Here is a 26,386-nt window from a genome sequence, read left to right on the forward strand (position 1 = left end):
CTTTACTAAGGATGCCAATGCTAAATGAGTTACGACATGCAACCCTTGAAGATTTGCCTGAGATCATTAAGATCTATAACGAGGCAATCAAAGATGGTATTTCTACTGCGGATAGCAAAACGGTGAGCGTAGAAGACAAGATAGAGTGGTTTAAGGCTCACGATGCCTTACACCCAATCTTAGTTAAAGAGTATCATGGTCGTATTATTGCGTGGATCAGTTTACAACCTTTTTATGCCAACTTGTTGGCTTATGCACACAGTGCTCGCATCAATATCTATATTGATAAAAATTTTCAAGGTAAAAAGCTTGGACAACAATTTTTATGTGAAGCGATTGAACAAGCTAAAAGCTATGAAATTAAAACACTTTTAGCGCTTATTTTTTCTGAAAATACACCTAGTTTGAAGCTTTTCAAAAAATTAGGGTTTAAAGAATGGGGTAATCTCAATCGTATCGCTACGATTGAAGGAATGGATAAAGACCTTTTAATACTTGGACATCGTATTCAAGAATAGTGACGATGAAAAAAGAAGTTTCGATTATCTTTGATATGGATGGTACTTTGATTGACTCTAGTGCCGCAATGACCCACAGTGTCAATTATGTGCGTAATACGCTAGGGCTTGCTCCTATTGCCAAAGAGTATTTGGAGTATTATATTAACCAACCTGATCAGCATCTACCAAAGATTTTTTACAATACAGATGAATACGATCCCGCACATCGCGCTTTGTTCAAAGAACATTACATGCACTTTTCACCCAGTATGATTTCACTCTATCCTGATGTCGAAGAGCTATTGCATGTTCTGAGTGAAAAAGCCTACTTGAGTATTGCTACGAATGCAAGTGATTTTTTTGCACGCCATATGCTTCAAGAACTCAACATCATTGATTATTTTTCGAGTATTGTGGGTGCCAATAATGTGGCTGAGCCAAAACCAAGTCCATTGATGGTGTACCATTTGATGGAGGAGTTAGGAAGTGCCCCTTCCAAGACTATTTTAGTGGGGGACAGCATCAAAGACGAACTTGCTGCCTCAAATGCTGGAATTCGTTTTATTTTTGCGCTATGGGGTTATGGTACAAGCGAAACAGCAAAGCTTCGTGCTCATACTATTCATGACCTTTTAAAACTTCTTAACACGTTTATTTAAAAAGCTCCAATGGCAATTCAAGTGTTCGTTGGAGGATATGCACAGGTGTTTTAATCGTATCCATGATTAAATGTGTTTCAATCTTCGGATCTGTTGTTTGTCCTGTCACATTGACATTGGTTGCAATTCTTTTATCTTCTCCCAATATAATACCTCCCACTAAAGGAATCATATCAATGGCAGAGCTAAAGGATTTAAGTGTCTTGATTTGTAATTGAAGATCCAATGAGCTAGTGTTTAAATCGACCGTACCTGCACCTACAATATCTGCATTCGATCCACGAAGTTGAAGCTCTTTAACGTGTAATGCCTCTTTGGTTTGATTATATTCTATATAACCATTATCCACAAAATAGCCTTCAGAATTAAAGTTTGGATCATTAAAAACAAGTAGGGAAGGGATGGCATTGATCGTAGCCATAAGATTATTGAAAAATTTAAGGTCTTTGATAAATGTTTTATGCATGATCAATGTACCTTTCATCGTGTTACTATCTTTGCCTTCAATTGTCAGTGAAAAATCACCTTGATGGAAATAAGGTTTATTTAAAAGGGCATTAGCTGCATCCGCATCCATTGCCGTCGCTTGGATACCAAAGCTTCCTTTTTGTTCCTCATATTCAAAAGAAGATTTGCCACGTTTTGAATTAAGATGAACTCGATCTTTATACAGTGTCATTGTATAGCGCTCACTCAAGACGGTTCTATTGTTATCTGTATCGATTAAGGAGGAGTTTTCACCAAAAACAGTAGTCTTGATTGGTATATTAAGAGGATCATCTCCATGGGGTAGAGAGATATTAAGATCTTTTACATGTAACGTCAAATCTTTGTCAAAATGAAGTGAAAGTTTATTGTTTGTTGTGCTGGCATCCAGTGTTTTAGTGTTTGTTTGTAATGCAATTTCATAATCACGTATAGGCTCTCGGTTTTCTAAAAGAGGTGTGGAAACATTATGAAGATTGATTTTGGCATCAAAGTTTTCAAAGTCTTTTGTTTTGAGAAGGACTGAACCTTGATTGAGCGAACCACTTTGCATAAAAGGTGAATGGTCTGCTAGTTTAGAAAGATCATTGATAATGAATTGGTTATTGTCTTTTTCAAACATAATCGTCGTATCAAGGTCAGGTAAAAGCATTTGTGTCGTGTTGTTTTCAATGACAATAGAGGCTTTTTGATTGAGAAGATTTGCAAAGGATAACAGTGTTGTACCGCTAAAATCAAGGAAGAGTGAATTAATATCAATAGACCCATCATAGCGGCTCTTTTTTGCATCAAAAATACCAGTTGCATTAATATCAAAAAGGTTTTTATAACGCATATTGGTATGATCAAGTGTAATAGTAAAATTATCCAGTTTGACTTCTCCCGCTTTAGTCGACATGGGAACGCCACTTAAAATAAAGTTGCTAGGAGAGAGTTTGAAAGTACCTGTTGCATTGATGTCATAAGGAAGAAATTTAATATCAAGTCTAACATGTGCATCTGTTTTTCCAGAAGTCTGAGTGATAGGAACATCAATTTTAAAAGCATGTAAAATTTTATGTATTGGTGCATCAAGCTTCGATGTAGCCGTAAGATCAACGACTATACCTGTCCCTTTTGCAATGAGGTTATAGATATAAACGTCTGCTTTATCAATGACTTTTTGCTCATAAGTTGGTTCTTTAATGTCAAAAAGAAGTTTATCATTTTTAAATTCAATTCCAATCTCTTTGACATGGGCTGCTGGAACGCTTGGTTCAAAGCTAACGACAGCATCTTTAACCGTTGCACTTCCATGCATGGATTGTGGAAAATAATCCAGTGTTTCAATATTGAATTGACCTTCAAAAAAATGAAGAATATACTCTTGCCCCACAATGTTTTTATCGATCCAGTCTTTTGCAATCTGATCAAGTTCAACCTGTGATACAATAAAATCCATAAGATCTTTGAGATTTTTATTGTTAAAGGGTTCACTTTGTAAATGATAGGTTAGAAGCTTATCTTTAAGATCGAGAATTGCAGTACCTTGAAGTCCAAATGTCTCAAAATCTCCTTCAAAAGAGTACTGTTTCTTTTTAAGATCTATCTTGGTGGTTCCCTTTACATGTAAAGCCAAATCTTTCAGATATGCTTCTTGAATTTCAATTTCCAAGCTCCACTTTGCAACAGGCGTAATAATAAGATTGACACTCAGATGTTGACTATCAAGAATAAACGTATTTTGTTCGTAGCGTAGTTTAATTTTTTCGTTCTCATAGATCAAATTATCGATGATGATTTGACTAAAAAATTGATCAAGGTACGGGAAATTTTTAATAATTTCAGCACTCTCATCCAAGGATGTCGTATTTTGCGTTTGTTTCTTGATTTCAAGCGTTTGGATATTCACAATCAATTTTTTATCTAGTTTAATATATAATTGATCAATTTTTAACGTTGGTAATGTTAGATTATCGATCGAAATGCCATTTACTAAGGTCCCAATTAATGCTACGACAGAAAGAACTATGAATAGTAAAAGTATCCAAATATTCCTAATAGTATGTGATGTTGCTTTAATAATCATGTATTCACTTCTCTTTCACTTGTCCAGACCTATGACTTCTAGCTCAGTTGCTTTTGTGCCACAAGGCTCAATAGGGCAAATTATATCATATATGGTCGATAAAAATTTTGACCTACATGATAAAGTGGATAAATATCTTCTGTATATTATTGGTAAACCCCAATCAGGGTGGGTGAGTATCAATCCTAGTCCCCTCACTCGGGGTGATTTTCTGTACAAACTTTCTCATGCTAAAGCGCCGTTAAAGGTTGTTACATACATTCCCGGTGAGACTAAGGAGCTTTTATTTGTACAAATTGCCCTTGCATTTGATCTCTCCTACGAAAAATTAATGCAAGAATATGCCCTTGCAACTCCTTATGTTGAGGGATTCCTTGTACCGGATACCTACTATATTCCTGTAGGTATTAATGAAAAACATCTGGTGCATTTTTTACTTGCCAATGCTAAAAAGTACCATAAAGATGTTTTCGAAAAGATCTTTGGTGAGTTTAATGAAGCAAAATGGCAAAAGTTTCTTATTATTGCTTCCATTATTCAAAAAGAGGCAGCCAATGCTGAAGAGATGCCTCTGATTTCATCGGTTATCTACAATCGTCTTAAAAAAGACATGAAGCTTCAAATGGATGGTACGCTAAACTATGGGCAATATTCTCATACAAAGATAACACCACAGCGTATTCGTGAAGATACTTCGCCGTATAATACTTATATGTATAAAGGTTTGCCACCTAATCCTGTGTGCAGTGTCAGTAAAGAGGCGATTTTCGCCGCTATTTTTCCAAAGCAGACGAATTATCTCTATTTTGTGAAAAATAAAAATAATGGTACACACACATTCTCACAGACTTATGAGGCACATTTGGAAAATATAAAAAATTAATGACGTAACTTTAATAAAGCAAAATAAAGAAACTGGTAGCATTAACAAAATCTAGTTAAAAAAAGGGGTAATTATGGTTCAACCAACAAGTAAAATCATCTATACGAAAGTCGATGAGGCTCCCGCTCTTGCGACGTACTCTTTATTGCCGATTATTCAGGCATTTACTGCAAGTTCTAACATTGAGATCGAAATCCGAGATATCTCATTGGCCGGTCGTATTTTGGCAAATTTTCCTGAAAACCTAACGGCAGCGCAAAAGGTTAATGACGATTTAACGTATTTAGGCAAGCTTGCTAATCAGCCAGAAGCCAATATTATTAAACTGCCAAATATTAGTGCCTCTTTACCACAACTTCAAGCAGCCATTAAAGAGCTTCAAGAGAAAGGTTATAATGTTCCTAATTACCCAGAAAATCCTTCCAGTGAAGCTGAAAAAGAGATCAAAGCACGTTATGCCAAAGTTCTTGGAAGTGCAGTAAATCCTGTCCTTCGTGAAGGAAACTCAGACAGACGTGCTCCATTATGTGTCAAAGAGTATGCCCGTAAAAATCCACATCGTATGGGAAAATGGACCAGTGACTCTGCTTCTCATGTTTCGTATATGACTGAGGGTGACTTTTATGGCAATGAAAAGTCAGTGACGGTACCAGAAGCAATGACTGTGCGCATTGAGCTTTTAGGGAAAGATGGCAAAACAACCGTCTTAAAAGAAAAACTCGCTCTTTTAAAAGATGAAATCATTGATGGAACGTATATGAGCAATAAAAAGCTCTCAGCATTTTTTGAAGCACAGATGGACGAAGCTAAAAAAAGTGGCATCCTTCTCTCGTTACATCTTAAAGCTACCATGATGAAAGTCAGTGATCCGATTATGTTTGGCTATGCAGTGAAAGCGTTTTTTAAAGATGTTTTTGAAAAATATGTCACACTTTTCAAAGAGATTGGTGTCAATGCCAACAATGGTCTAGGTGATCTCTATACCAAAATTGCTACGCTTCCAGAAGCTCAAAAAGCGGCGATTGAAGCAGATATTATGAATACCTATACCAAACGTCCTAAACTTGCAATGGTTAATTCTGAGAAAGGCATTACCAATTTACATGTACCAAGCGATGTGATCATTGATGCATCTATGCCAGCATGTATTCGCGAGTCTGGCAAAATGTGGGGCGAAGATGGAGCTTTACACGATACCAAAGCACTCATTCCTGATCGCTGCTATGCACGCATATATGAAGAAACCATGAATTTTTGCAAGAAAAATGGTGCACTTGACCCTAAAACAATGGGTTCAGTTCCTAATGTTGGCTTAATGGCACAAAAAGCAGAAGAGTATGGCTCTCACGATAAAACGTTTCAATGCGAAGCTGATGGTGTTGTTCGTATTGTAGATACCGCTAATGGAAATGTGTTGATGGAACACAGTGTTGAAAAAGGTGATATTTACCGTGCATGCCAAGCAAAAGATGCACCGATTCGTGATTGGGTAAAACTGGCTATCAATCGTTCACGACTCAGTAAAACACCCGCTATTTTCTGGCTCGATCCCGTTCGTGCACATGATAGAGAGATGATTAAAAAAGTTGAAAAATACCTCAAAGAATACGATCTTAAAGATCTTGACATTAAAATTATGACACCAGAAGAGGCAATTAATGTTTCCCTTGCACGTATTGTAAAAGGGTTAGACACAATTGCAGTGACAGGTAACGTTTTACGCGATTATCTCACCGATCTTTTCCCTATCTTAGAAGTAGGAACATCGGCTAAAATGCTCTCTATTGTTCCTCTCATGAGTGGCGGTGGCTTATTTGAAACGGGTGCTGGTGGTTCGGCTCCTAAACACGTGCAACAATTTATCGAAGAAGATCATTTGCGTTGGGATTCACTCGGTGAATTTATGGCATTAACCGCTTCACTTGAACACCTTGATAACGTTGTTGGCAATAAAAAAGCTTCTATTTTGGCAAAAACACTCGATGCTGCCACTGGTAAGTTTTTAGATAACAACAAATCACCATCGTCAAAAGTAGGTGAGTTAGACAATCGTGGTAGCCATTTTTATTTAGCAATGTATTGGGCAGAAGCATTGGCTGCGCAAAATGATGATAAAGAGCTTGCAGCGCAGTTTAAACCACTCGCTGAGACATTCAAAGCCAATGAGCAAAAAATTATTCATGAGCTCAATGCTGTCCAAGGTAAGCCTGTTGATATGGGTGGATACTATATCCCGAATTTTGAAAAAACGAGCCAAGCGATGCGTCCTAGTGCAACGTTAAATAAAGCTTTGGGTGAGCTCAAAGCGTAATTTTTGATTTACATGTAAAGAAGGAGTCTCATTGTCACAAGGAAAAAAAGTCTCTATTATCGGAGCAGGAAATGTTGGAGCAACGATTTGCTATTGGCTCGCGATGCGTAAAAGTTGTCGCGAAATTGTGATGATAGACCTTGTTGAGGGTGTTGCCATTGGTAAGGCCCTTGACATTTCTCAAGCGACGAGTCCTGAGGGTAGCCATACACTTATTAGTGCCTCAAGCGATTATCAGCATATTTCAAACAGTGATATTGTGGTTATTACTGCAGGCAGTCCAAGAAAGCCTGGTATGAGCAGAGATGATTTGTTAATGATTAACGCGAAAATTACCAAAGGTATCATTGAACAAGTAAAAATTTATTCGCCAGATGCCATTGTCATCACCGTTTCTAATCCATTAGATGCCATTACCTATGTTGCTATTAAAGCAGGTAACTATCCACGTGGGCGTGTTATCGGTATGGCAGGTATTTTAGACAGTTCTCGGATGGAAACATTTATTTCACGAAAACTTGGATTTGGTTACGGTCAAGTAACGGCAAGTGTTATGGGGGGACATGGTGATGATATGGTTCCACTACCTCGTTACTCTTCTGTCAACGGTGTAGCGCTTACGGATTTACTCAGTGATCTTGAAATTGATGAGATTATTGATAAAACACGTCATGGTGGAGCAGAAATTGTGGGTTATATGGGAACATCAGCTTATTATGCCCCCGCTAACTCAACTGTCAAGATGATTGAAGCTATTTTGAGTGATTCACGTGCTGTTTTCCCTTGTGCTGTCTTACTGGATGGTGAGTATGGCTACCATGATACCGTTAACGGTGTACCCGTTGTTTTGGGCTCAAATGGTGTCGAAGAAATTGTAGAATTACCACTCAATTTAAATGAACAACATCAATTTGCAAAAAGTGTGAATTCCGTTAATGTTTTATTAGAAACTTTACGTAAAAATGAGTTTTTCCCCGTCAAATAGAATTTTATAACTTAAACGAGAGACAAAAAAAAGATATAGTTGAGTTTTTTATTGATTATGATGTTCAGATAACTATAGAGTCTTGGAATCGAAAGTTTAAATTAAGTCAAGCAGGGAGGTTTTATGAATATTCATGAGTATCAGGCAAAAGAGATCTTTAAGAGATACAATGTTCCCACACCCAACGGCTATGTCGCCTTTAACGTTGAAGAGGCTGTAGAAAACGCAAAGAAACTTGGTGGTTCTATTTGGGTGGTAAAAGCTCAAATTCACGCAGGTGGACGTGGTCTTGGTGGTGGTGTAAAACTCGCCCGAAGCCTGGATGAAGTGAAAACACTTGCAAATGAAATTCTTGGTATGACTTTGGTCACACATCAGACTGGACCTGCGGGCAAACTGGTTCAAAAAGTCTACATTGAAGAAGGTGCTGAGATTGCTGATGAGCTTTATCTTGGAATTGTCTTGGATCGCGCTCGTGAAATGCCAGTGATTATGGCATCACGCGAAGGTGGTATGGAGATTGAAAAAGTTGCAGCAGCAACTCCTGAAAAAATTATTAAAGTAGCCGTTGATCCATTTATCGGTTTTCAAGCCTTTCATGGCAGAGAACTTGCTTATGGTTTAAGGCTTGCAAAAGAAGAGATCAGCAATTTTATTAAATTTGCAGCAGCACTCTACAAAGTGTATATGGAAAATGATGCAGAGATGATCGAAATTAACCCTTTGGTTAAAACAAAAAGTGGTGCATTTATCGCATTGGATGGCAAGATGGGTTTTGATGATAACTCGCTCTTCCGACATCCTGACATTGAAGCAATGCGCGATCCAAGTGAAGAAAATCCCATAGAGCGTGAAGCTTCAGGGTATGGATTGAGCTACGTTAAACTCGATGGTAATGTTGGTTGTATGGTCAATGGTGCTGGTCTTGCGATGGGTACGATGGATACAATTAACTACGTGGGAGGCACTCCTGCAAACTTCCTCGACGTGGGCGGCGGAGCGAATGCTCAAACCGTTGCTAAAGGCTTTGAAATCATTCTTAAAGATCCAAACGTCAAATCAATCTTTGTCAATATCTTTGGTGGTATTGTACGCTGTGACCGTATTGCCAATGGTATCTTGGAAGCAACGAAACTGGTCGATGTTCACGTTCCTGTGATCGTTAGATTGGATGGTACAAATGCAAAAGAAGCCGCTGAAATTCTTAAAAATGCCAACATCAAAAATATTATTACGGCAACTGATCTTAACGATGGCGCAATTAAAGCCGTTGCGTGTGCTAAAGGAAACTAATTATGAGCATATTGATTGATAAAAATACAAAAGTAATTGTTCAAGGTTTTACGGGTAAAGAGGGTAGCTTTCATGCTGAACAGTGTTTGGCGTATGGTACGAAAATCGTTGGCGGTGTAACACCGGGCAAAGGTGGCACAGAACATTTGGGTCAACCTGTGTTTAATACAGTACGTGAAGCTGTTTTAGCAACTGGTGCAACTGTTAGTATGGTATTTGTTCCACCTGCCTTTGTTGGGGACGCAGTTTTAGAAGCGGCCGATGCAGGTATTGAACTCTCTGTCATTATTACAGAAGGTTCACCTGTTCGTGATATGCAAAGAGCCAAAGCGTATGCCGTTAAAAAAGGGATGAAAACCATTGGACCAAACTGTCCAGGAATTATCACGGCTGAAGAGTGTAAAATCGGCATTATGCCAGGTTCTATTTTCAAAAAAGGGAATATTGGCTTGATTAGTAAATCAGGTACATTGACTTATGAAGGTGCAAACCAAGTGTGTAATGAAGGCTTTGGTATTACTACCGCTGTAGGTATTGGCGGTGATCCTATTATTGGACTTTCCTACTTGCAACTTCTTCCACTGTTTGAAGCAGATCCTGAGACGGAAGCGATCGTTATGATCGGTGAGATCGGAGGCGATCTTGAAATTCAAGCAGCAAAATTTATTAAAGAGCACATTAAAAAGCCTGTCGTTGCTTTTATTGCGGGTCAAACTGCACCAAAAGGTAAACGTATGGGACATGCCGGTGCGATTGTAAGCGGTAGTGCTGGAACAGCAGCAGAAAAAATGGATGCGCTTACAAAAGCAGGAGTTCATGTCGTCAAATCACCTGCTGAGATCGGGAAAAAGATCGCAGAGGTTTTGAAAAAATAATACATTAAGTCTGCTAGATGTTACACTATTGTACAATCTAGTAAAGTCTTTTACTAAGCATTTGATATTTAGAGTTAAGATAAAGGAGAATGAAGAATGGGTTTAATTACTGCACCCAGTAATACACCAGTATGGGTTAATGTCTCTAGGTGTAAAGCGTGTGATATTTGTGTCAGTATGTGTCCAGCAGGTGTTTTGGGAATGATTCAAGCACCTAACTCGACATTGGGATCAATGATAGAGGTTGTAGCTCCAGATTCCTGTATTGGATGTAAAGATTGTGAATTACATTGTCCAGATTTTGCTATCTATGTAGCAGATAAAAGTGAATTTAAGTTTGCGAAGCTTTCAGAAGCCTCTAAAGAGAGAGCTGAAAAAGTGAAACAAAATAAATTTAGAAAACTTAGCGCATAAGGATCATTGATGGCAAGAGAAGTAATATCAAGCGGCAATGCCTTAGTAGCAAAAGCTGCAGTAGAATGTGGATGTAAATTTTTTGGAGGCTATCCAATTACGCCTTCGAGTGAAATTGCTGAGGATTTGAGTAAACTGCTTCCAAAATTTGGTGGAAAATTTATCCAAATGGAAGATGAGATAGCTGGTATCTGTGTAGCACTTGGTGCTTCAATGAGTGGAACCAAGTCAATGACTGCTTCATCAGGCCCAGGAATTTCCCTCAAATCAGAGCAAATTGGTTACAGTTTTATCACGGAAGTTCCTTTGGTAATCGTTAATGTTATGCGTGGTGGTCCTTCAACGGGTCTTCCAACGCGTGTTTCTCAAGCGGATATTGGTCAAGCAAAATACCCAACACATGGTGATTTTGCTTCTATTTCACTTTGCCCTGGTAGTTTAGAGGAAGCCTATACTGAAACGATTAGAGCATTTAACATTGCTGAAAAATACATGACACCTGTTTTTGTTCTTTTGGATGAAACGCTCGGACATATGCATGGAAAAGCAATTCTTCCTGATCTTGCAGAAATTGAGAAAAGTGTGGTTAAACGTGCCGAATTTACAGGTGATCCAAAAGATTATAAACCTTATGCAGCTGCTCCAACAGAGCCTGCGGTTTTAAATCCTTTCTTTAAAGGGTACCATTACCATGTTACAGGTTTACATCATGGGGAAATGGGTTTTCCAACGGAAGATGGTACGATTTGTGAGTATAATATTGAGCGTTTAGTCAATAAAATCAAGACTAAAACAGATGATCTTGTTCATTATGAAGAGTTTATGCTTGAAGATGCGGATGTCTGTATTATTGCGTATGGTAGTATCTCTCGAGGGGCAAAAGAAGCGGTGATGAAACTTCGTCAAGATGGCATCAAAGCAGGTCTTTTTAGACCGATTACACTTTGGCCAAGCCCGGTTGCAAAACTACAAGAAATTGGTAAAAAATTCAAAAAAATTATGGTAACCGAACTCAACATGGGACAATATTTAGAAGAGATTGAGCGTGTTATGAAACGAGATGATTTTGCGACATTGCATAAAGCAAACGGTCGTCCAATCGCTCCCCTTGAAATGGTTGCTAAAGTTAAGGAGATGATGTAATGGCATTTAATTACGATAAATATCTACGTGTAGATAAAATGCCAACCTTATGGTGTTGGGGTTGTGGTGATGGTGTTATTCTAAAATCTGTTATTCGTGCAATCGATACAATGGGTTGGGATATGAATGATGTCTGTATTGTTTCAGGTATTGGTTGTAGTGGACGTTTTAGTTCTTACATTGATTGTAATACCGTTCATACAACGCATGGTCGTGCCATTGCGTATGCAACGGGTATTAAACTTGCCAATCCTGAAAAACATGTCATTGTTGTTACGGGTGACGGCGATGGTCTCGCCATTGGTGGTAACCATACGATTCATGGCTGTCGAAGAAATATTGATCTTAACCATGTTTTAATTAACAACTTTATTTACGGTTTGACCAATTCTCAAACGAGTCCAACCACACCACAAGGTATGTGGACAGCCACAGCAAACTATGGTAATGTTGACCCAACGTTTGATGCAGCACGCCTTGCCGATGCAGCAGGCGCTACATTTGTTGCTCGTGAATCCGTTCTTGATCCACAAAAATTGGAAAAAGTTTTGGTCGCAGGTTTTTCTCATAAAGGTTACTCTTTCTTTGATATATTCTCTAACTGTCACATCAACCTTGGACGTAAAAACAAAATGGGTGAAGCAGTCCAAAATCTTAAATGGATTGAAGGTCGCATTGTGGGTAAGAAAAAGTTTGACCTTTTAAGCGATGAAGAGCGTGTGGATAAATTCCCAACAGGTATCCTCAAACAAGAAGAGGGCAAACTCGAATACTGTGCTGCATATGACAAAGTCATTTATGCAGCACAAAATAAAACCACAGTACAGCTATAAGGAGCCCCTGATGAGAAGACAATTACGTTTCGTTGGCGTTGGTGGTCAGGGTGTTATCTTGGCGGGTGAGATTTTAGCAGTTGCAAAGATTAAAGAGGGCGGTTATGGTGTCAAAGCATCAACGTATACCTCTCAAGTGCGTGGCGGACCAACAAAAGTTGATATCTTGCTTGACGAGAGTGAAATCCTTTTTCCGTATGCCAATGAGGGTGAGATTGAGTTTATGATCGCTACAGCGCAAGTCAGCTTCAATCACTTTAAAAGTGGTGTAAAACCAGGTGCTATTATCGTTGTAGAACCAAACTTGGTGACTGTCAATGAGGAAGATCGTAAAAAATGGAAGATCGTTGAAATTCCTATTATTACGATTGCAAAAGAAGAGGTTGGCAATGTTATCACCCAATCGGTTGTGGCACTTTCCATTACCGTTGAAATGACAAAAGTGTTAGCCCATGATTTAGTCCGTGATGTAATGCTTTCTAAAGTACCAGAAAAAGTTCATGCTGATAATATTAAAGCGTATGAACTTGGTATTAAATACGCCAAAGAAGCGCTTGCGACACTTTAAAACTTTAAGCTCTTCGGGATAAAACCGAAGGGCTAATTTTATTTATTATTTATTGGGTAAAAATTGTAAAATTGTTTGTATTATAGTTATTATTGCAGTAATAACTGTAAATATTGCACCAACTTCATTAATTCCTAGCTTCTTTTGCTCCTTGTTATATGTATTTATTTTGATATATGGAAATATCTTTTGCTTTAATATTAATGTAAATATGATTATAAAAGCTAAAAAAGTTAATACTGACAAAAACATCGAATTGTATTGTTGTTTTGTATAAAAATTGATTGTATATATAATAGATACAGCTAGATTTATACCAAATATTATTGCAATAGATAAATGTTGCATAAACGAATACCATGGTTTTTTATTTTTAAAAAAATTAAAAATTTGATGTTTTTTACCATAAAACCATGTATCATCATGTGAACTGAGCTGACATTGCCCAAAATTATTATGTAATGTAATGCTAATACTACCTTCAATTTCATGATCGATGCGTCGATACATTCTTAATGATAAATAAGAAGAAAATTTTGCTAAATCGTTATGCAAAAACAATTCATTAAAACTACTAGCAGAAATAGTTGTATCGTTATAAGTGAATTCAATTGAGAGCTGATCTGTTTGGTTATTCTGAACAAGAATGCTTTCTAACTCCAGTAAATCTTTTTTGAATAAATTTACAGGAGGTAATTGAAATAGTTCGCGGTATTCTTTTTTCTTCGGCATCTTTATCCCTAGATTATTATGTTTTTATTTCTGCTGGTATTATATATTAATAATTTAGAGTAAGATAACAAAAGAGGATAGATTGCTCATTACTAGTAAAGCTATTTTAAAAAAATAACCACACCAGTAAAACTACTCCGAAACCAAGATTGAACCAGCTTATGCCATCTTCAAAGAGTTTGATCAATATTTCATAGTCAAATTTTTCAAGGGATGAGGGCTGCATTGCTAAACCATTTTGCGCAAAATGCACAATCTCCGTTGCGTAAAAATAAGCGATGATTTCAGGAGCAATAAAAAAGAGAATAATTCCTAAAGCACTCCAAAGAGTTTTTTTGGGTTTCATATCGCTCAGGGCTTTTCGTGTGGCAGGGTGGCGCGCTATTTTTTGGAGTTTATCTCTCACGAAAGACCTTTGGGAAGTTTTGAATGTGGAGCGGGTGACGGGAATCGGACGCGTCATTTTTAATTTTTAGAATAATCTTTCTTTTGAAATTATATAAGAATAGATAAACAATGTCAAGATCCCTATTTAATGGTATTTTATTTACTATTATTTATCTTTTTATATAATTATTTTTAATAAATCAAAATTGTGTTATCTAAAAAAACACAACCTGAAAACACAACCTATTTGTCCTGAGTTGTCTCATTGTTATCTTCTTTTTTGATGACATCACTAACAGTAATCTTCGTTTCATACGGAACAAATGTCTTATTATTGTCAACAGATGATGAAACAACATACGAAGATTTATTAACATCAATATTTTTATTATTAGTATCTTCTTCAGCAGAAGAACCTGCTAAAAACACAAGACCACCAGCAGCAAAGAAAAGAGGAGCGGCAAGACCACCGCTTCCTGCAGCTGACATCATATTGCCGCCAGCTGTTTTTGTATCTTTTGCGGAACAACCTAAAAAAACAAGAGAGATGAAAATAAGAAGTAATGTTTTTTTCATAAAGCTACTTTGTATGAGAATGTATTAAAATTTATATTACTTGAAATTGTATAATATGTGTCTTAGAAATGAATATAAATAATACTCAATTAGTAATTTTATATTTAAAATAATATAAATACACTCGTTTTACCATATATGAAGTAGCAGTGAGATACGATTATTTGATTGAATTATCATAAAAAGGGGCTATATATGAAGCGTTTGTGTTTGATATTTGTTATGTTACTTGGTACTTCACTTTTTGGGAGTGATCTGGAAGAAGGGTTAAAGCTTTATGATCAAAATGATTTTGCAAAAGCTTTTTCTCTATTTGAAAAATCTTGTAATGACGTAAATGCAAGAGGATGTTATATGCTTGGCAAAATGTATGGTTATGGTCAAGGTGTTAAGACAGATTTTTTAAAAGCATCACAATTTTATGAAAAAGCCTGTAATGGGGGAGATGCAGAAGGGTGTCTTACTCTTGGGAATATGTATAACGTAGGAGACGGTGTTCAACAAAATTCTTCTAAAGCAGTGTCATTGTATGAAAAAGCGTGCAATGGTGGAAATGTATATGGATGTTTTAATTTTGGAAATATGTATAATAATGGTCAAGGTATCAAACAAGATTATTCTAAGGCTATACAATTTTATGAAAAAGCCTGCAATGGTGGCTTTGCAGCAGGTTGCTATAATTTTGGAGTGATGTCCGCGAATGGTCAAGGTATCAAAAAAGATTATTCTAAGGCTATACAATTTTATGAAAAAGCCTGCAAGGGTGATGATATGTTAGGATGCAATAATCTTGGAAATATGTATAGTGCTGGTCGAGGCGTCAAACAAGATTTTTCTAAAGCGATACCACTCTACGAAAAAGCATGTAATAGTGGTGAGGCATTAGGATGTAACAACCTTGGATTAAGGTATGATAAGGGGGAAGGCATCAAACAAGATTCTTTTAAAGCGTTTCAATTATATGAAAAAGCGTGTAAGGGCGATAATGCCTCAGGATGTAGTAACCTTGGCGCAATGTATTTTAATGGTCAAGGTGTTAAACAAAATTCAACCAAAGCTCTTGATTTTTTTGGGAAAGCATGTGATTTGAAAAATGAACAAGGGTGTCAAAATTATGCTAAATTGAAAAAACAATTAGGTAAATAATTCCTGCTGACACTTTCTATAAAATAAATCAAGTGAAGTGAGCCACCGCCCTATGTGCGGATGGCTTCACTTCGATTCTGATAGCTTAAAAAATTCAATCATCATATTTTGCACACTTTCCCTAATATACGGCACTTGAATCAGGTTTTTATCACTCGTTAACCCATCTTTTAAAATAGCTCTACCTTTATTAAAATCTGCAACTTTCGTCTTGGTAATCAATTGAATATCTTCCTGTGTACCTATTGTGTTGTTCATATTAAAATCACTATCTGTTTTCATAAGCACTTTTGATTGAATATTAGTAAGCACATTCGTGGGAATATTCGTACTATCGATTTTTTGCGCAAATAACAGCAAAATGATTTTTGCGGCTCTTCCTTTTTGAAAAATATCTATCATATTCGCAAAAATTGAATCTTTGATTTTTTTATCATGATATGTGCCAATAGTGCCTACTTCATCTATAATCACAAAGATAGGCTTACCATCGTAAACTAATAAATTTTTTTGCTTCATGTGTTGAAATCGGTTATTCATAAGCTCTTTTAGCTCATGAAATATTGTATCAACTTCTTCAACATTATCAATAAATTTGATATAAGAAAGCCCGTTATATCGAGAAAGTTCAGGAGCTTTAAGGTCAATCATAATGATAAAATCAAGAAGTTTTTCATTATATAGAAGTGAAAATATGAGTAAATTCATAAAGTTGGATTTTCCACTTCCGCTTTCACCCACCGTTATCATATGTGTTTGGGCTTGTATTGGCAAATAGTATTTCCCATCTTTGAAAAACCCATAAAATATATGCTCTTTTTTGAGGTGAAATAATGGTGATTCTGTCTCAATATTCTTATGAAGTGTGTAAAATTTTAGAACCACATATTTATGTTTATACGGCTTTATATCCACTTCTACTGGTTTATCATGTATCCCTAAATAATGCACAATTTCATTTAATCTATTGATTTGATACTCTTCACAGTTGATAGCACTTCTATTATAAAAATAGGCTGTTTTCGTTTTTTTATCAAACTTTACAAACTGATCTAAAAATACTTTATTATTTCTTGCATCATTTGTTGATCTTGAGATTAATTTAAGTGCATATGGCATAGTGATAAATTGCCAGTATTTCGTATAAAAATAGATTCGCTCAGCTAATAAAAAACAGCCTATTGTAATTGTTAAAGAATCTAATGATGCAAAATTAAAGACACTGTTTTGAATTGACACATACAATAGGAGGAGCAAAAAGCCCCTCCATAAAGTATCATAGATAAATAATCTCATGCCCTCGATCATTTTCTAATCTCATTTTTTTTCATCGCATCGCATTGTGTAAAATAGATTGTGTTATTGACACACGCAATTACAATAGGAACAGAGACAAATTCATCTTTTTTGAGCTGAATAATGTCTGCTTCTTGTGTGATTTTTACTTTGATAATTTCCATTCCTTTCGCTTCACTTTCCATTAAAAATTGAGCATATACTGTTTTTTTACCCTCGTATGTTTTTTCGGTAATTGCCATTAATTTGCCATTAATTAAAATTTTAGTTTGCATTGTTTTGTCCTTATTTTTATTATTTACACTGCTGATACAGTGACATATAGGCTCTTTGAATAGAGCAACTTATTTCTATACTTAATGGTGAGTTCTCTTACCCGATAAGAGAGATTTTGAGTGGATGGGGAGCGGATTCGATTGATTTTAAGTTCAATTTTAAACAGTGAATTCGCATCACCAAAAGTTTCTCGGTTGATAGATGTTCTTTTGAGATCAAGACGTTTTATTTGTTTTTTAATAAAGGTATTTTCTTGCAAATAAATGTAATACGGAATGTTTTTTTCTTTGATTATCGGGTCAATAATTGCCTTAATGTCAGGGGTAATTGAGTAGTAAATTTTTTTGTATAAGAACTGTGTTAACCCTAAATTACTGCTGGTAACGATACGAATTTTGTGATGTTTTTTCCATCCATCTAGTGATCGTATCGCAAAGTAATCTTTTGAATCACTCAAATTTTTAGTGATATATTTTAAAAGGTAACGAGTAGCACTATTCACATTATCGCGAAATCTACACTCTTCAAAATCCACTTGATTTAATGCGTACTCTGCAATAACTCTTTGATATACCGCTTTTACATCATCTATATACTTCACAGGAAAGAAACAAAGATAGTGCAAGTGTGGAATCATTGTTGAATGTGGTTCAAAAACCTTGACATATAAGAATTCATCTTTAACATAATTTTTAATTCTCTTGTAAAATGTTCGAATCAAATTATTTAAAAATACACACCCATCATCTATTGCATCATGTAAAGTATTAAATATAAATTGTTCATTTGTGGCGACATATAATCGTTCGCCATTTTTTCCTTTACGTGATTTGAAAGGATGAAATGGAGAGGGTAACGTGAATGTAAGGAAAACACTTGCATATTCTAATTCTTGCGCTGTATGTTCAATGGCTAAGGATTTTTGTTCGATTAGTTTGCAGTATTTTTTATATTCTGCTTCGAAATCATAATTCAATTTTAACAATTCGCCTGTTTTTGTATTACAAAGATTGAGACGAGATAGATATGATTTTTGTTTCTTCTCTTTTACCGTGCTTATCTCATAATAATTTTTAAGATTGCCCTGCAACTCTTTATAAAGTTCTGTATTTTGTAGCTTCTTTGTTGCATGAATTGATTTCATTTTTTCCTCGTGGTTTTGGTTTGCAAAACCTAAAAGGAGATATTTCTATATTAGTTATAGGAACCAAATTCAAAAAAAGTTTGTTAAATTGTGTATTTCAATGAAATATCAAAAATAAAGTGATGTTTTCATATAATTTTGAGTTTTTATAATAGACATCTTGCAAAACTCAAATAAAAGGCACTAAAAATGCTTGGCAAGAGGCATGAAAAAATATGAACAAATGCAAAAGCATAAACCCAAAGATTTTAAGCGCCATATTGGCGTTAATGAAGAGACATTTAACGCAATGATAGAGGTGTTTAGGCAATACGATGAGAATCGTAAAAAAGGATTAGGTGTAGGAGGGAGGAGATCTCTTTCACCAGAAAATAAAGTACTTTTGATGCTTGGCTATTATCGTGAGTATCGCACCCTTGAACATATTGGATTTGATTATGGTGTGAGTGAATCAACGGCTTCAAGGATTGTATGTGAAGTAGAAGAAGTTTGATTAAGTCTGGTAGATTTTCATTGCCAAGCAAGAGAGAACTCTATAAAAGTGATGTTGCCCTCTCTTTTGTTGTCATTGATGCGACAGAAACGCCTTGTCAAAGACCCAAAAAAAGCAAAGAGAGTACTACTCAGGTAAGCAAAAGCGTCATACCCTTAAAGGACAGATTGTGATTGATAAAGAGGAGAGGATTATGTGTGTGCATACCGCTAAAGGTACGACACATGATTTTAGACTGTTTCAAGAATCTAATCTCCCCTTGATGCCCAAGACCTGTGTTTATGTTGATTTGGGATATCTGGGTATTGCCAAAGAACATAGCCATTGTCAAATTCCCCATAAAGCCTCCAAACTTCATCCTTTGAGTGAGGAGCAAAAAGAGGAAAACAGACAAAAAGCAAGTGCTAGAATATGTGTTGAACATGTGAATGCTAAAATCAAAACATTTCAGATACTCACCCAAAAATACAGAAACAGAAGAAAACGATTCAATCTACGCTTTAATTTGATATGTGGATTAATCAACTTTGACCGTGGTTTTGCTGTGGAATACAAATGAGTTTTGCAAGATGTCTAATAAATAAAACCAATTCAAAGGGAAAAAATGAGGGGCTTACTGTCGTTTTTGGTTTTTGCAAGTAGCTTATGTGCTACTGAGATTGTGGTAGATGGAAAATATTCATCACTATTGGGAAATCCATATAAGGCTAAATTAGAAGTAAAATCTTCAGATATGAGCATTATCAGTGGTTCTTCAAAAGTTATCAATGCTGTTGTTAATACAGGTAAAACAGATTTTGGTTCAATGTATCGCCAACCAGAATTTACAATCGATGCTTCTGCTTGTAATAAAGTGTTAAAAAGCTTTTTATCAGAAGATTACAAAATTGTTGATGGTGTTCAAAATACCGCTTCTCTTGTGAACTAGAATCTGTAAAAGTAAATCTAACGTATGCGTTCAATAATGATTCGCATTTAAACGTTATTTCTAATGTTGAAGTTGAAACTGGTATTGTTGTTAAAATCATCAAAGATGGTGTTGTAAAAGAGATGAGAGCAAGTGATAAACTTGACCAAGCTCTAGGACGAGATGGCAAAAATTACATGAACTCAATTAGATCAGATGCAAAATTAGACAGTAAATCCGCAGAAGAAAATGTTCAAATGATTTTAGAAAATTCTATTTACAGAATGTTAAACAATATGAAAGGTCAAAAATGAAAAACGTAGTTATTTTTTTATTGGCTTTTCTGCCAATTATATTTAGTGGCTGTGCAAAACATTATGCTTTTAACGAAGAAAATATTGGGTTGCAAAAAAATGATTTTTATTCCAAAGTTGAGAATCAAAATGTTTGTGTTGTTGAAAGTAGTAAGGTAATTACAAGAACTCCTAGAGATATGGCTTTACTCGCATCACAAACTATGGATTTAGATGTGAATAATGTGGCTTCGGGTGTTGCTAAAAAGAATTTTGAGCAATATTTCAAAACTGTGAAAATGATTAAAAATCAAAATGAATGTAGCAATGGATTAGTTGTTTACCCAGATGTAAAAGATTATCATTTTTTATTTGAAGCTGGTACTGGAGCAGGATTTATAAAATATGATATGACAATTAATGTTTATTTAAATAATAAATTAATTTTAAATAAACAGTATCAAGTTGAAGATACTGATCATATAGTTTTTCGTCTTGGTGCTGGATTTAAAAAACATAGTGATTGGATAGATGAGTTATATCACAAATCTCTATTCAATCTTTTTGAAACTCAAATCAAACAAGACATTATTAACGCTTTATAAGAAGTTCCTTGCAAGAGCTTCTTGAGTTTTTTTGAAGATACTTTTAATTTTTCATCATCTTGAAGATCAACATATGGAGTAAATGCAGATGCTGCAATGTTCGCAGCATCTAGAACAAGAGGTTTTTTCAAACAAGAATTGACACAATCAATGATTTCAAAAGAGGTAAATGGAATTCAAGATGAACATTTGGAAAACTTCAATCAGATCTCAATTCTTACTTGTTGGTATATTTATTTTATTTTAAGCTATTTTGCGCTATGTTTTCATCCTTGAAATGAAAATTTCAAGAGATTTTTTTATGAAGGAGCATTAAAATGATTTTAACTGTTAATTTTAATGCATCTTTCTATGCTGCTTATACACATCATAAAGCGGCTCATCATGGTAAAAAAAACGTTAACTTGAAGGATCTTTTTAAATAAAGAGATTTTAAAGTAAACCCTTTTTATCAGGTACGTAATGGCAGACATTATATACCTATGATGAGTTGAAGAACACAGTTCTTCCTATTTTTTTCATAAAAATAGAAAAGGATTTATGATGAGCTATTTTGAACTACTATACGCCAAATACAACAAAATGATTTTAACAAAAGATGAAATTGCCCTAGAATTAGGCATTTCAATAAAAACACTAGAAAGACGTTTGTTTGACAACGAACCTATAAAATTCTTCAAAACCTCTCAAAAACTACAATTCCCTTTAAAAGCATTTGCTGAATATTTGGAGGCTGTAGATGAATTATGTGCATAATTTAAAAACTCACTCTTATAAAACAAAATATAGGAGCGTGACCAATGGCTAAAAAACCAATTATTAATTTCTCAAAGTTAAACATCAGTATAAATGATGATAAAGCTTTTAAAAATCTCGAAAAGTTAACAAAAGGATTAAGCAAATTTATATTAATGACAGAAAAATTTCAAGGATCTGCTTATACATTTAAACCAGATTTTTTTAAAAATGAGAGCTTCAATTTTTCAGATATTGAAATTTCTGAAAGCTTTAAAATTAAAATCTTTTTTATTATTGATGGTTTCCCAAAAGTTTGGATTAATGGTAGAAATATGTATGTTCCATCCATCAACAAAGGTCTTGTTTTAAAAATACTTAACAAAAAAACTGGTGAATGGAAAGAAAAAAACAGCAATATCACAACAGCAAGAAGATTAGAAGAAGAAGTTTTAACCTTTTTAAAAAATACAGCAGAACCAAGAGCAGAAATAAAAGAACAAAAAGAAATTCTAGAAGCTTACAAAAAAGCTGAAAAAGCGTATAAAAAATCTGAATTAGAAGCAAGGAAAGCTGAAAAAGAAGAAATTCTAAGACAAAATAAAATGAAAAAATTGTCTCGATCTGCTCTCAAATCTGCTGAAACTATTCCGCTCAATTTTTTCTAAAAACAGCCCCTTTTTATAGGGGCTCAAATCAATTTTCTCACTAAAAAATAAAATAACCACTCTCAATCAATCTTAAAGCCATTGTGAAGAGATCCTAGAGCTCCTTTTGATAAAGCATCAATATAATTAGCTGATTTTTCAAGATCATGAGTTACATAAATTGAGGAAGTAGTGTTGACAGAAGAGTGATTTAAACATCTTGAAACTTCATAAATCGGCATTTTGAATTCATTTATATTTATCGAAGCAAAAGAGTGTCTCAAGGTATAAGGAACAACAGAACGTTCTCTTTGAATCTTATTACCGTATTGATCAAAATTGAAAAGTTGATTTAAAACCCTAGAAATCGAAGCTGGAAATTTTGAAAGCGCTTTATCTGTTGTCTCATGGAAAAATAGATAATCATTTTGATTTCTGATTCGACCGTCCAGATATTCGTTCACTGCTCGTTGACACTCTTCATTAAAAATGCTTTCATAATACATTTTTCTTTTGAAATCAAAAAGATTAATGCGATTGGTAGAAAAATAAAGATCTTTTATCCTTAATTTGATAACAGAATCAGGTCTTGCGCCTGTTAAAAGACAAATGAGGCAAATAACATAATCTCTTTTATTCTTCTTTTGTTTCAACACTTCAAAAAGTGTATTACATTCGTGAAGAGTTAAATATCGTGTTCTCGGTTTAAATTCCTTTTTCAAAGGAATCAGCTTCTTATCTATTTTAAGAAAAGGGTTTTCACTCTTTGGATAATTAAAATGTTTAGTAACTGTCAGCATAATGTCAATGTTTAGTTTCATTGATTTGGGCATATAAGCTTCACCATTATTCTTTTTTGCGGTCAAGATTACTTTATCAATAACTTCAGGAGTAATTCGAGAGAGTGGAAAGTTAATATACTTCTTAAAATTTTCATTGTTGAGCCAGAAATTTAGCCTGTTCCTATCTTTTCTTAAATTTATAGCTGTTTTATATCTTTTGTTCTTAACATCAACATCTTTTTCCTTAGAAACTTCGACATCTTTATCTGCAAGATATTTTTCACACATAACTTTTAAAGATGTTATCTTGTTTTTTCTTGCGATTTCAAGTTCGTCTTTAGAGGTTGCACTTCTGAAATTACGGGCTATGTCATATTTAATATTTCTTAAAATTTCAGCTGCTTTTGATTCGGTCATTCCACTTGATTTTCGACCAACATTTTCTTGCTTAACATTTTTACCAAGCTTGTATTTTATGATGTAAGAAATATCATCATTTTTTAGTTTTTGGTAATAAACACTAGGCGTCTTTGTTTTGATAAGTTCAGCCATTTGAAAACTCCTTTAAAAAAAAGAAAGTATATCAAAAAAAAGCACAACTAAAAGCACAACCTTTTTGTCTAAAGATGTCTTTAAGTGTCGTTGTTTTGATGAATTCTTAATTGAAAGATTATTCCAAGATGCGTTAAAAAACCCTAAAATAGGGATCTCCATTCAATAAAGGACACTTTAAGAATGGAGCGGGTGACGGGAATCGGACCCGCTACTTTCAGCTTGGGAAGCTAACACTCTACCAATGAGTTACACCCGCATTTTAGAGGTGACATTATAGCATATCAAACTGATGTATACTTTTACATGTAAAAATTTTAGTTTGAAAGTGGAGTATAATGTTTGAGCATTAAATGGCAAAGGAGCTAAAATGACACACGGTATAAACGTTAAAAAGGCATTGAAGCAGCAACAAAATGAACTCGATGATTTTACAATTTACAGTATGCTCTCCAAGTCTGATAAAAATGGAGCCAATCAAACCATTTTTCACAAAATTGCTGAAGAAGAGAAAAGACATTACCTCTATCTCAAAACCTATACGAATCAAGAACAACGACCTCGTCCTCACGTTGTTTTCTTTTATCTTTTACTTTCCAAAATTGTGGGTATCTCTTTTACGCTCAAATTTTTAGAGAAACGTGAAGAGGGTGCTAAAGCATTTTATCAAGAGCTTATCGCCATCGATCCTAAAGCAGAAGGTATTTTTGAACAGGAAATGCACCATGAAATAGAGCTCATTGACATGTTGCATGACAAAAAGCTCCTCTATGCCGGTGCTATTGTTTTAGGAATGAACGATGCCTTGGTTGAGTTAACAGGAACACTCAGTGGTATTGCTTTGGCATTTGATCGAAGTATTGTGGTAGGTGTTACGGGGCTTATTATGGGTATTGCAGCAGCACTGTCGATGGCAGGTTCTGCCTATTTGGAATCCAAAGAAAATATAGGGGATGAAGTCAAACCCTTGACGTATGCTCTTTATACAGGCATTTCGTATATTTTGACAACAGCACTGCTTGTTGCGCCTTTTTTTATCATAAATCAGATATCTGTAGCGATTATTTGGATGTTTATTGGAGCAATATTAACCATTTTTTTATACAATTTTTATATTTCGGTCGCAAAAGACTTGTCGTTTTGGCTACGTGTGCGTGAAATGTCTTATATTACCTTTGGTGTTGCGCTGATCTCATTTGGTATTGGTTATGTGGTTAAACACTATTTTGGCATTGAAATATAAGATGAATGATAGAATTTTGATGTAATTTTAAAAGAGAGATTTTTTTAAAACTTGCCTGTGCCATAATGACTCATATGAGATAAAGGAGTTACTATGGATTATAGAATTGAAAAAGATACTATGGGTGAGATCAAAGTTCCTAATGAGCGTTACTGGGGAGCTCAAACTGAGAGAAGTTTGGAAAATTTTAAAATAGGTACAGAAAAGATGCCAAAAGAGCTTATCCGAGCCTTTGCTCTTTTAAAACGCTCTTTAGCAACGGTTAATCAAAAACTGAAAAAACTGGATGGCACAAAAGCAGAGGCGATCGTTCAAGCGTGTGATGAAATTCTTGCTGGCAAATTTGATGGTGAATTTCCTCTTGCCATCTAGCAAACAGGTAGTGGTACACAGACCAATATGAACCTAAACGAAGTTATCGCTAACCGTGCAACTGAGATTTTAGGAGGAGATTTCCGAAAAGAAAAACTCATCCATCCTAATGATCATGTCAATATGTCTCAAAGCTCAAACGATACGTTTCCAACAGCCATGCACATTGCCAGTGTTATTGAAATAGAAGAGCAACTGCTTCCTTCACTTGAAAAGCTCAAGGAAGCACTACAGGCGAAAGAAAATGAGTTTGCTGGCATCATTAAGATTGGTCGAACACATTTACAAGATGCAACACCCCTGACGCTTGGACAAGAGTTTAGCGGGTATCGAAGTATGTTAGAACACTCTTCTTCGCACATTTTACAAGCACTGGAATCTTTACGTGAACTTGCGATTGGAGGCACAGCTGTAGGAACAGGTATTAATGCGCACCCCAAACTCAGCGAATTTGTCAGTGAAGAGCTGAGCAAACTGACAGGGAAACATTTTGTCTCAGCTCCCAATAAATTTCATGCTTTAACATCCCATGATGCCCTTGTCTTTGCAAGTGGTGCCAATAAAGGCTTAGCAGCAAACTTGATGAAAATTGCCAATGACATTAGGTGGTTGGCTTCAGGTCCAAGATGTGGCATCGGTGAACTCTCTATTCCTGAAAATGAACCAGGAAGTTCCATTATGCCCGGTAAAGTCAATCCGACTCAAGCCGAAGCGGTAACGATGGTCGCCTGTCAAGTATTTGGTGCTGACACTGCTATTGCCTTTGGTGCAAGTCAAGGAAACTTTGAACTCAATGTCTTTAAACCAGTTATTATCCTCAATTTTTTGCAACAAGTCAGGCTTTTGAGCGATGTGATGGAGTCATTTAGAATACATTGTGTGGAAGGTATTGAAGCCAATAGCGAAAAGATTGCGTTCAATCTTCACAATTCATTAATGCTCGTCACGGCACTTAATCCCTATATCGGCTACGAAAATGCAGCAAAAGTCGCCAAATTAGCGCATAAAGAGCATTCAAGTCTTAAAGAGGCATGTGTGAAACTTTCACTTTTGACACCAGAAGAGTTTGATCGTTATGTCATTCCTTCTGAAATGATCCATCCTAAAGCGTAAAAAATGTAGAGCGTAGTAACTTCTTTTTGCTACTACGCTTTACATGTAATAGTTTTGTGACTACGGTAT

28 protein-coding genes, 1 tRNA gene and 1 pseudogene are annotated in these 26,386 nt (G+C 35.3%); 21 read left to right on the plus strand and 9 right to left on the minus strand.

Annotated elements, in window-relative coordinates; translation table 11 throughout:
- The first annotated feature begins 17 nt into the window (after positions 1–17).
- Positions 18–518 (plus strand): GNAT family N-acetyltransferase, encoded by a 501-nt coding sequence (locus FA584_RS06215; protein WP_087438577.1) that lies wholly within the window; start codon positions 18–20, stop codon positions 516–518.
- 5 nt (positions 519–523) lie between these two features.
- Positions 524–1,159, plus strand: a complete 636-nt coding sequence (locus FA584_RS06220) for an HAD family hydrolase (RefSeq protein WP_087438578.1) — start codon at positions 524–526, stop codon at positions 1,157–1,159.
- On the opposite strand, the gene FA584_RS06225 is transcribed toward FA584_RS06220, so the two are convergent.
- Complete coding sequence (locus FA584_RS06225) at positions 1,152–3,713, minus strand: YhdP family protein (RefSeq protein WP_167750551.1); 2,562 nt, start codon at positions 3,711–3,713, stop codon at positions 1,152–1,154. The genes FA584_RS06220 and FA584_RS06225 overlap by 8 nt on opposite strands.
- A 91-nt stretch (positions 3,714–3,804) precedes the next feature.
- On the opposite strand from FA584_RS06225, the gene mltG reads away from it, so the two are divergent.
- The 9 genes from mltG (at position 3,805) to FA584_RS06270 (ending at position 13,018) form a co-directional block, all read left to right on the plus strand.
- Positions 3,805–4,596 (plus strand): endolytic transglycosylase MltG, encoded by a 792-nt coding sequence (gene mltG, locus FA584_RS06230; protein WP_245394679.1) that lies wholly within the window; start codon positions 3,805–3,807, stop codon positions 4,594–4,596.
- 73 nt (positions 4,597–4,669) lie between these two features.
- On the plus strand, positions 4,670–6,907 hold the full coding sequence (locus FA584_RS06235) for an NADP-dependent isocitrate dehydrogenase (protein WP_167750553.1): 2,238 nt from the start codon (positions 4,670–4,672) through the stop codon (positions 6,905–6,907).
- Between the two features lie 31 nt (positions 6,908–6,938).
- Positions 6,939–7,892 (plus strand): malate dehydrogenase, encoded by a 954-nt coding sequence (gene mdh, locus FA584_RS06240; RefSeq protein WP_087438580.1) that lies wholly within the window; start codon positions 6,939–6,941, stop codon positions 7,890–7,892.
- Between the two features lie 123 nt (positions 7,893–8,015).
- Positions 8,016–9,185 (plus strand): ADP-forming succinate--CoA ligase subunit beta, encoded by a 1,170-nt coding sequence (sucC, locus tag FA584_RS06245; protein ID WP_167750554.1) that lies wholly within the window; start codon positions 8,016–8,018, stop codon positions 9,183–9,185.
- Between the two features lie 2 nt (positions 9,186–9,187).
- Positions 9,188–10,060, plus strand: a complete 873-nt coding sequence (gene sucD, locus FA584_RS06250) for a succinate--CoA ligase subunit alpha (protein WP_087438581.1) — start codon at positions 9,188–9,190, stop codon at positions 10,058–10,060.
- A 96-nt stretch (positions 10,061–10,156) separates the two neighbouring features.
- A complete protein-coding gene (locus FA584_RS06255) occupies positions 10,157–10,474 on the plus strand; it encodes a 4Fe-4S dicluster domain-containing protein (RefSeq protein ID WP_088437339.1) in 318 nt (105 codons plus the stop codon).
- Between the two features lie 9 nt (positions 10,475–10,483).
- Positions 10,484–11,617 carry a 2-oxoglutarate synthase subunit alpha gene (locus tag FA584_RS06260; RefSeq protein ID WP_096046594.1) on the plus strand — a complete coding sequence of 378 codons (1,134 nt, stop codon included), beginning with the start codon at positions 10,484–10,486 and terminating at the stop codon, positions 11,615–11,617.
- Positions 11,617–12,450: a 2-oxoglutarate ferredoxin oxidoreductase subunit beta gene (locus FA584_RS06265; RefSeq protein ID WP_096046595.1), complete on the plus strand. Its 834-nt coding sequence runs from the start codon at positions 11,617–11,619 to the stop codon at positions 12,448–12,450. The genes FA584_RS06260 and FA584_RS06265 overlap by 1 nt, the downstream gene beginning before the upstream one ends.
- A gap of 10 nt (positions 12,451–12,460) precedes the next feature.
- The gene (locus FA584_RS06270) at positions 12,461–13,018 is read left to right on the plus strand and encodes a 2-oxoglutarate:acceptor oxidoreductase subunit OorC (protein ID WP_167750555.1); all 558 of its coding nucleotides are present in this window, start codon (positions 12,461–12,463) and stop codon (positions 13,016–13,018) included.
- Between the two features lie 45 nt (positions 13,019–13,063).
- Here the strand turns inward: FA584_RS06270 and FA584_RS06275 are convergent, their stop codons facing one another.
- From FA584_RS06275 to FA584_RS06285, 3 genes are all read right to left on the minus strand, one after another.
- On the minus strand, positions 13,064–13,750 hold the full coding sequence (locus FA584_RS06275; protein ID WP_167750556.1) for a hypothetical protein: 687 nt from the start codon (positions 13,748–13,750) through the stop codon (positions 13,064–13,066).
- A gap of 106 nt (positions 13,751–13,856) precedes the next feature.
- The gene (locus tag FA584_RS06280; RefSeq protein WP_167750557.1) at positions 13,857–14,156 is read right to left on the minus strand and encodes a hypothetical protein; all 300 of its coding nucleotides are present in this window, start codon (positions 14,154–14,156) and stop codon (positions 13,857–13,859) included.
- Between the two features lie 224 nt (positions 14,157–14,380).
- The gene (locus FA584_RS06285) at positions 14,381–14,713 is read right to left on the minus strand and encodes a hypothetical protein (protein ID WP_167750558.1); all 333 of its coding nucleotides are present in this window, start codon (positions 14,711–14,713) and stop codon (positions 14,381–14,383) included.
- A 195-nt stretch (positions 14,714–14,908) separates the two neighbouring features.
- Here FA584_RS06285 and FA584_RS06290 point away from each other — a divergent pair, with 195 nt between their 5' ends.
- The gene (locus FA584_RS06290; RefSeq protein WP_167750559.1) at positions 14,909–15,859 is read left to right on the plus strand and encodes an SEL1-like repeat protein; all 951 of its coding nucleotides are present in this window, start codon (positions 14,909–14,911) and stop codon (positions 15,857–15,859) included.
- A gap of 66 nt (positions 15,860–15,925) precedes the next feature.
- Here FA584_RS06290 and FA584_RS06295 read toward each other — a convergent pair whose 3' ends face one another.
- From FA584_RS06295 to FA584_RS06305, 3 genes are read right to left on the minus strand one after another with little or no spacing between them, the layout of a single operon-like run.
- A complete protein-coding gene (locus tag FA584_RS06295; protein WP_167750560.1) occupies positions 15,926–17,155 on the minus strand; it encodes an FtsK/SpoIIIE domain-containing protein in 1,230 nt (409 codons plus the stop codon).
- 8 nt (positions 17,156–17,163) lie between these two features.
- Entirely contained in the window at positions 17,164–17,430 is a 267-nt protein-coding gene (locus FA584_RS06300; protein WP_167750561.1) for a hypothetical protein, read from the minus strand.
- A 23-nt stretch (positions 17,431–17,453) separates the two neighbouring features.
- Complete coding sequence (locus FA584_RS06305; protein WP_167750562.1) at positions 17,454–18,575, minus strand: replication endonuclease; 1,122 nt, start codon at positions 18,573–18,575, stop codon at positions 17,454–17,456.
- A 205-nt stretch (positions 18,576–18,780) separates the two neighbouring features.
- Here FA584_RS06305 and FA584_RS06310 point away from each other — a divergent pair, with 205 nt between their 5' ends.
- From FA584_RS06310 to FA584_RS06340, 7 genes are all read left to right on the plus strand, one after another.
- Positions 18,781–19,068, plus strand: a complete 288-nt coding sequence (locus FA584_RS06310) for a helix-turn-helix domain-containing protein (protein WP_167750563.1) — start codon at positions 18,781–18,783, stop codon at positions 19,066–19,068.
- A gap of 94 nt (positions 19,069–19,162) precedes the next feature.
- Entirely contained in the window at positions 19,163–19,627 is a 465-nt protein-coding gene (locus tag FA584_RS06315) for a transposase family protein (RefSeq protein ID WP_084613060.1), read from the plus strand.
- Positions 19,628–19,672: 45 nt separating this feature from the next.
- Positions 19,673–19,996: a hypothetical protein gene (locus FA584_RS06320; RefSeq protein ID WP_167750564.1), complete on the plus strand. Its 324-nt coding sequence runs from the start codon at positions 19,673–19,675 to the stop codon at positions 19,994–19,996.
- A gap of 122 nt (positions 19,997–20,118) precedes the next feature.
- Positions 20,119–20,289: a hypothetical protein gene (locus tag FA584_RS06325; protein ID WP_167750565.1), complete on the plus strand. Its 171-nt coding sequence runs from the start codon at positions 20,119–20,121 to the stop codon at positions 20,287–20,289.
- Positions 20,286–20,873 (plus strand): hypothetical protein, encoded by a 588-nt coding sequence (locus FA584_RS06330; protein ID WP_167750566.1) that lies wholly within the window; start codon positions 20,286–20,288, stop codon positions 20,871–20,873. Before FA584_RS06325 ends, FA584_RS06330 begins: the two co-directional genes overlap by 4 nt.
- A gap of 543 nt (positions 20,874–21,416) precedes the next feature.
- Entirely contained in the window at positions 21,417–21,629 is a 213-nt protein-coding gene (locus tag FA584_RS06335; RefSeq protein ID WP_167750567.1) for a helix-turn-helix domain-containing protein, read from the plus strand.
- A gap of 44 nt (positions 21,630–21,673) precedes the next feature.
- Entirely contained in the window at positions 21,674–22,276 is a 603-nt protein-coding gene (locus FA584_RS06340; RefSeq protein ID WP_167750568.1) for a hypothetical protein, read from the plus strand.
- A gap of 62 nt (positions 22,277–22,338) precedes the next feature.
- Here FA584_RS06340 and FA584_RS06345 read toward each other — a convergent pair whose 3' ends face one another.
- Positions 22,339–23,589 carry a tyrosine-type recombinase/integrase gene (locus tag FA584_RS06345; protein WP_167750569.1) on the minus strand — a complete coding sequence of 417 codons (1,251 nt, stop codon included), beginning with the start codon at positions 23,587–23,589 and terminating at the stop codon, positions 22,339–22,341.
- 184 nt (positions 23,590–23,773) lie between these two features.
- Positions 23,774–23,848: transfer RNA gene (locus tag FA584_RS06350), tRNA-Gly, on the minus strand.
- Positions 23,849–23,959: 111 nt separating this feature from the next.
- Between FA584_RS06350 and FA584_RS06355 the strand changes: the two genes are divergently transcribed.
- A complete protein-coding gene (locus FA584_RS06355; protein WP_087438591.1) occupies positions 23,960–24,832 on the plus strand; it encodes a VIT1/CCC1 transporter family protein in 873 nt (290 codons plus the stop codon).
- 93 nt (positions 24,833–24,925) lie between these two features.
- Positions 24,926–26,317, plus strand: a pseudogene (gene fumC, locus FA584_RS06360) (class II fumarate hydratase).
- Positions 26,318–26,386: the final 69 nt, after the last annotated feature.

It is taken from the genome of Sulfurospirillum diekertiae (genome assembly GCF_011769985.2).
GTDB classification, from domain to species: Bacteria; Campylobacterota; Campylobacteria; order Campylobacterales; family Sulfurospirillaceae; genus Sulfurospirillum; species Sulfurospirillum diekertiae.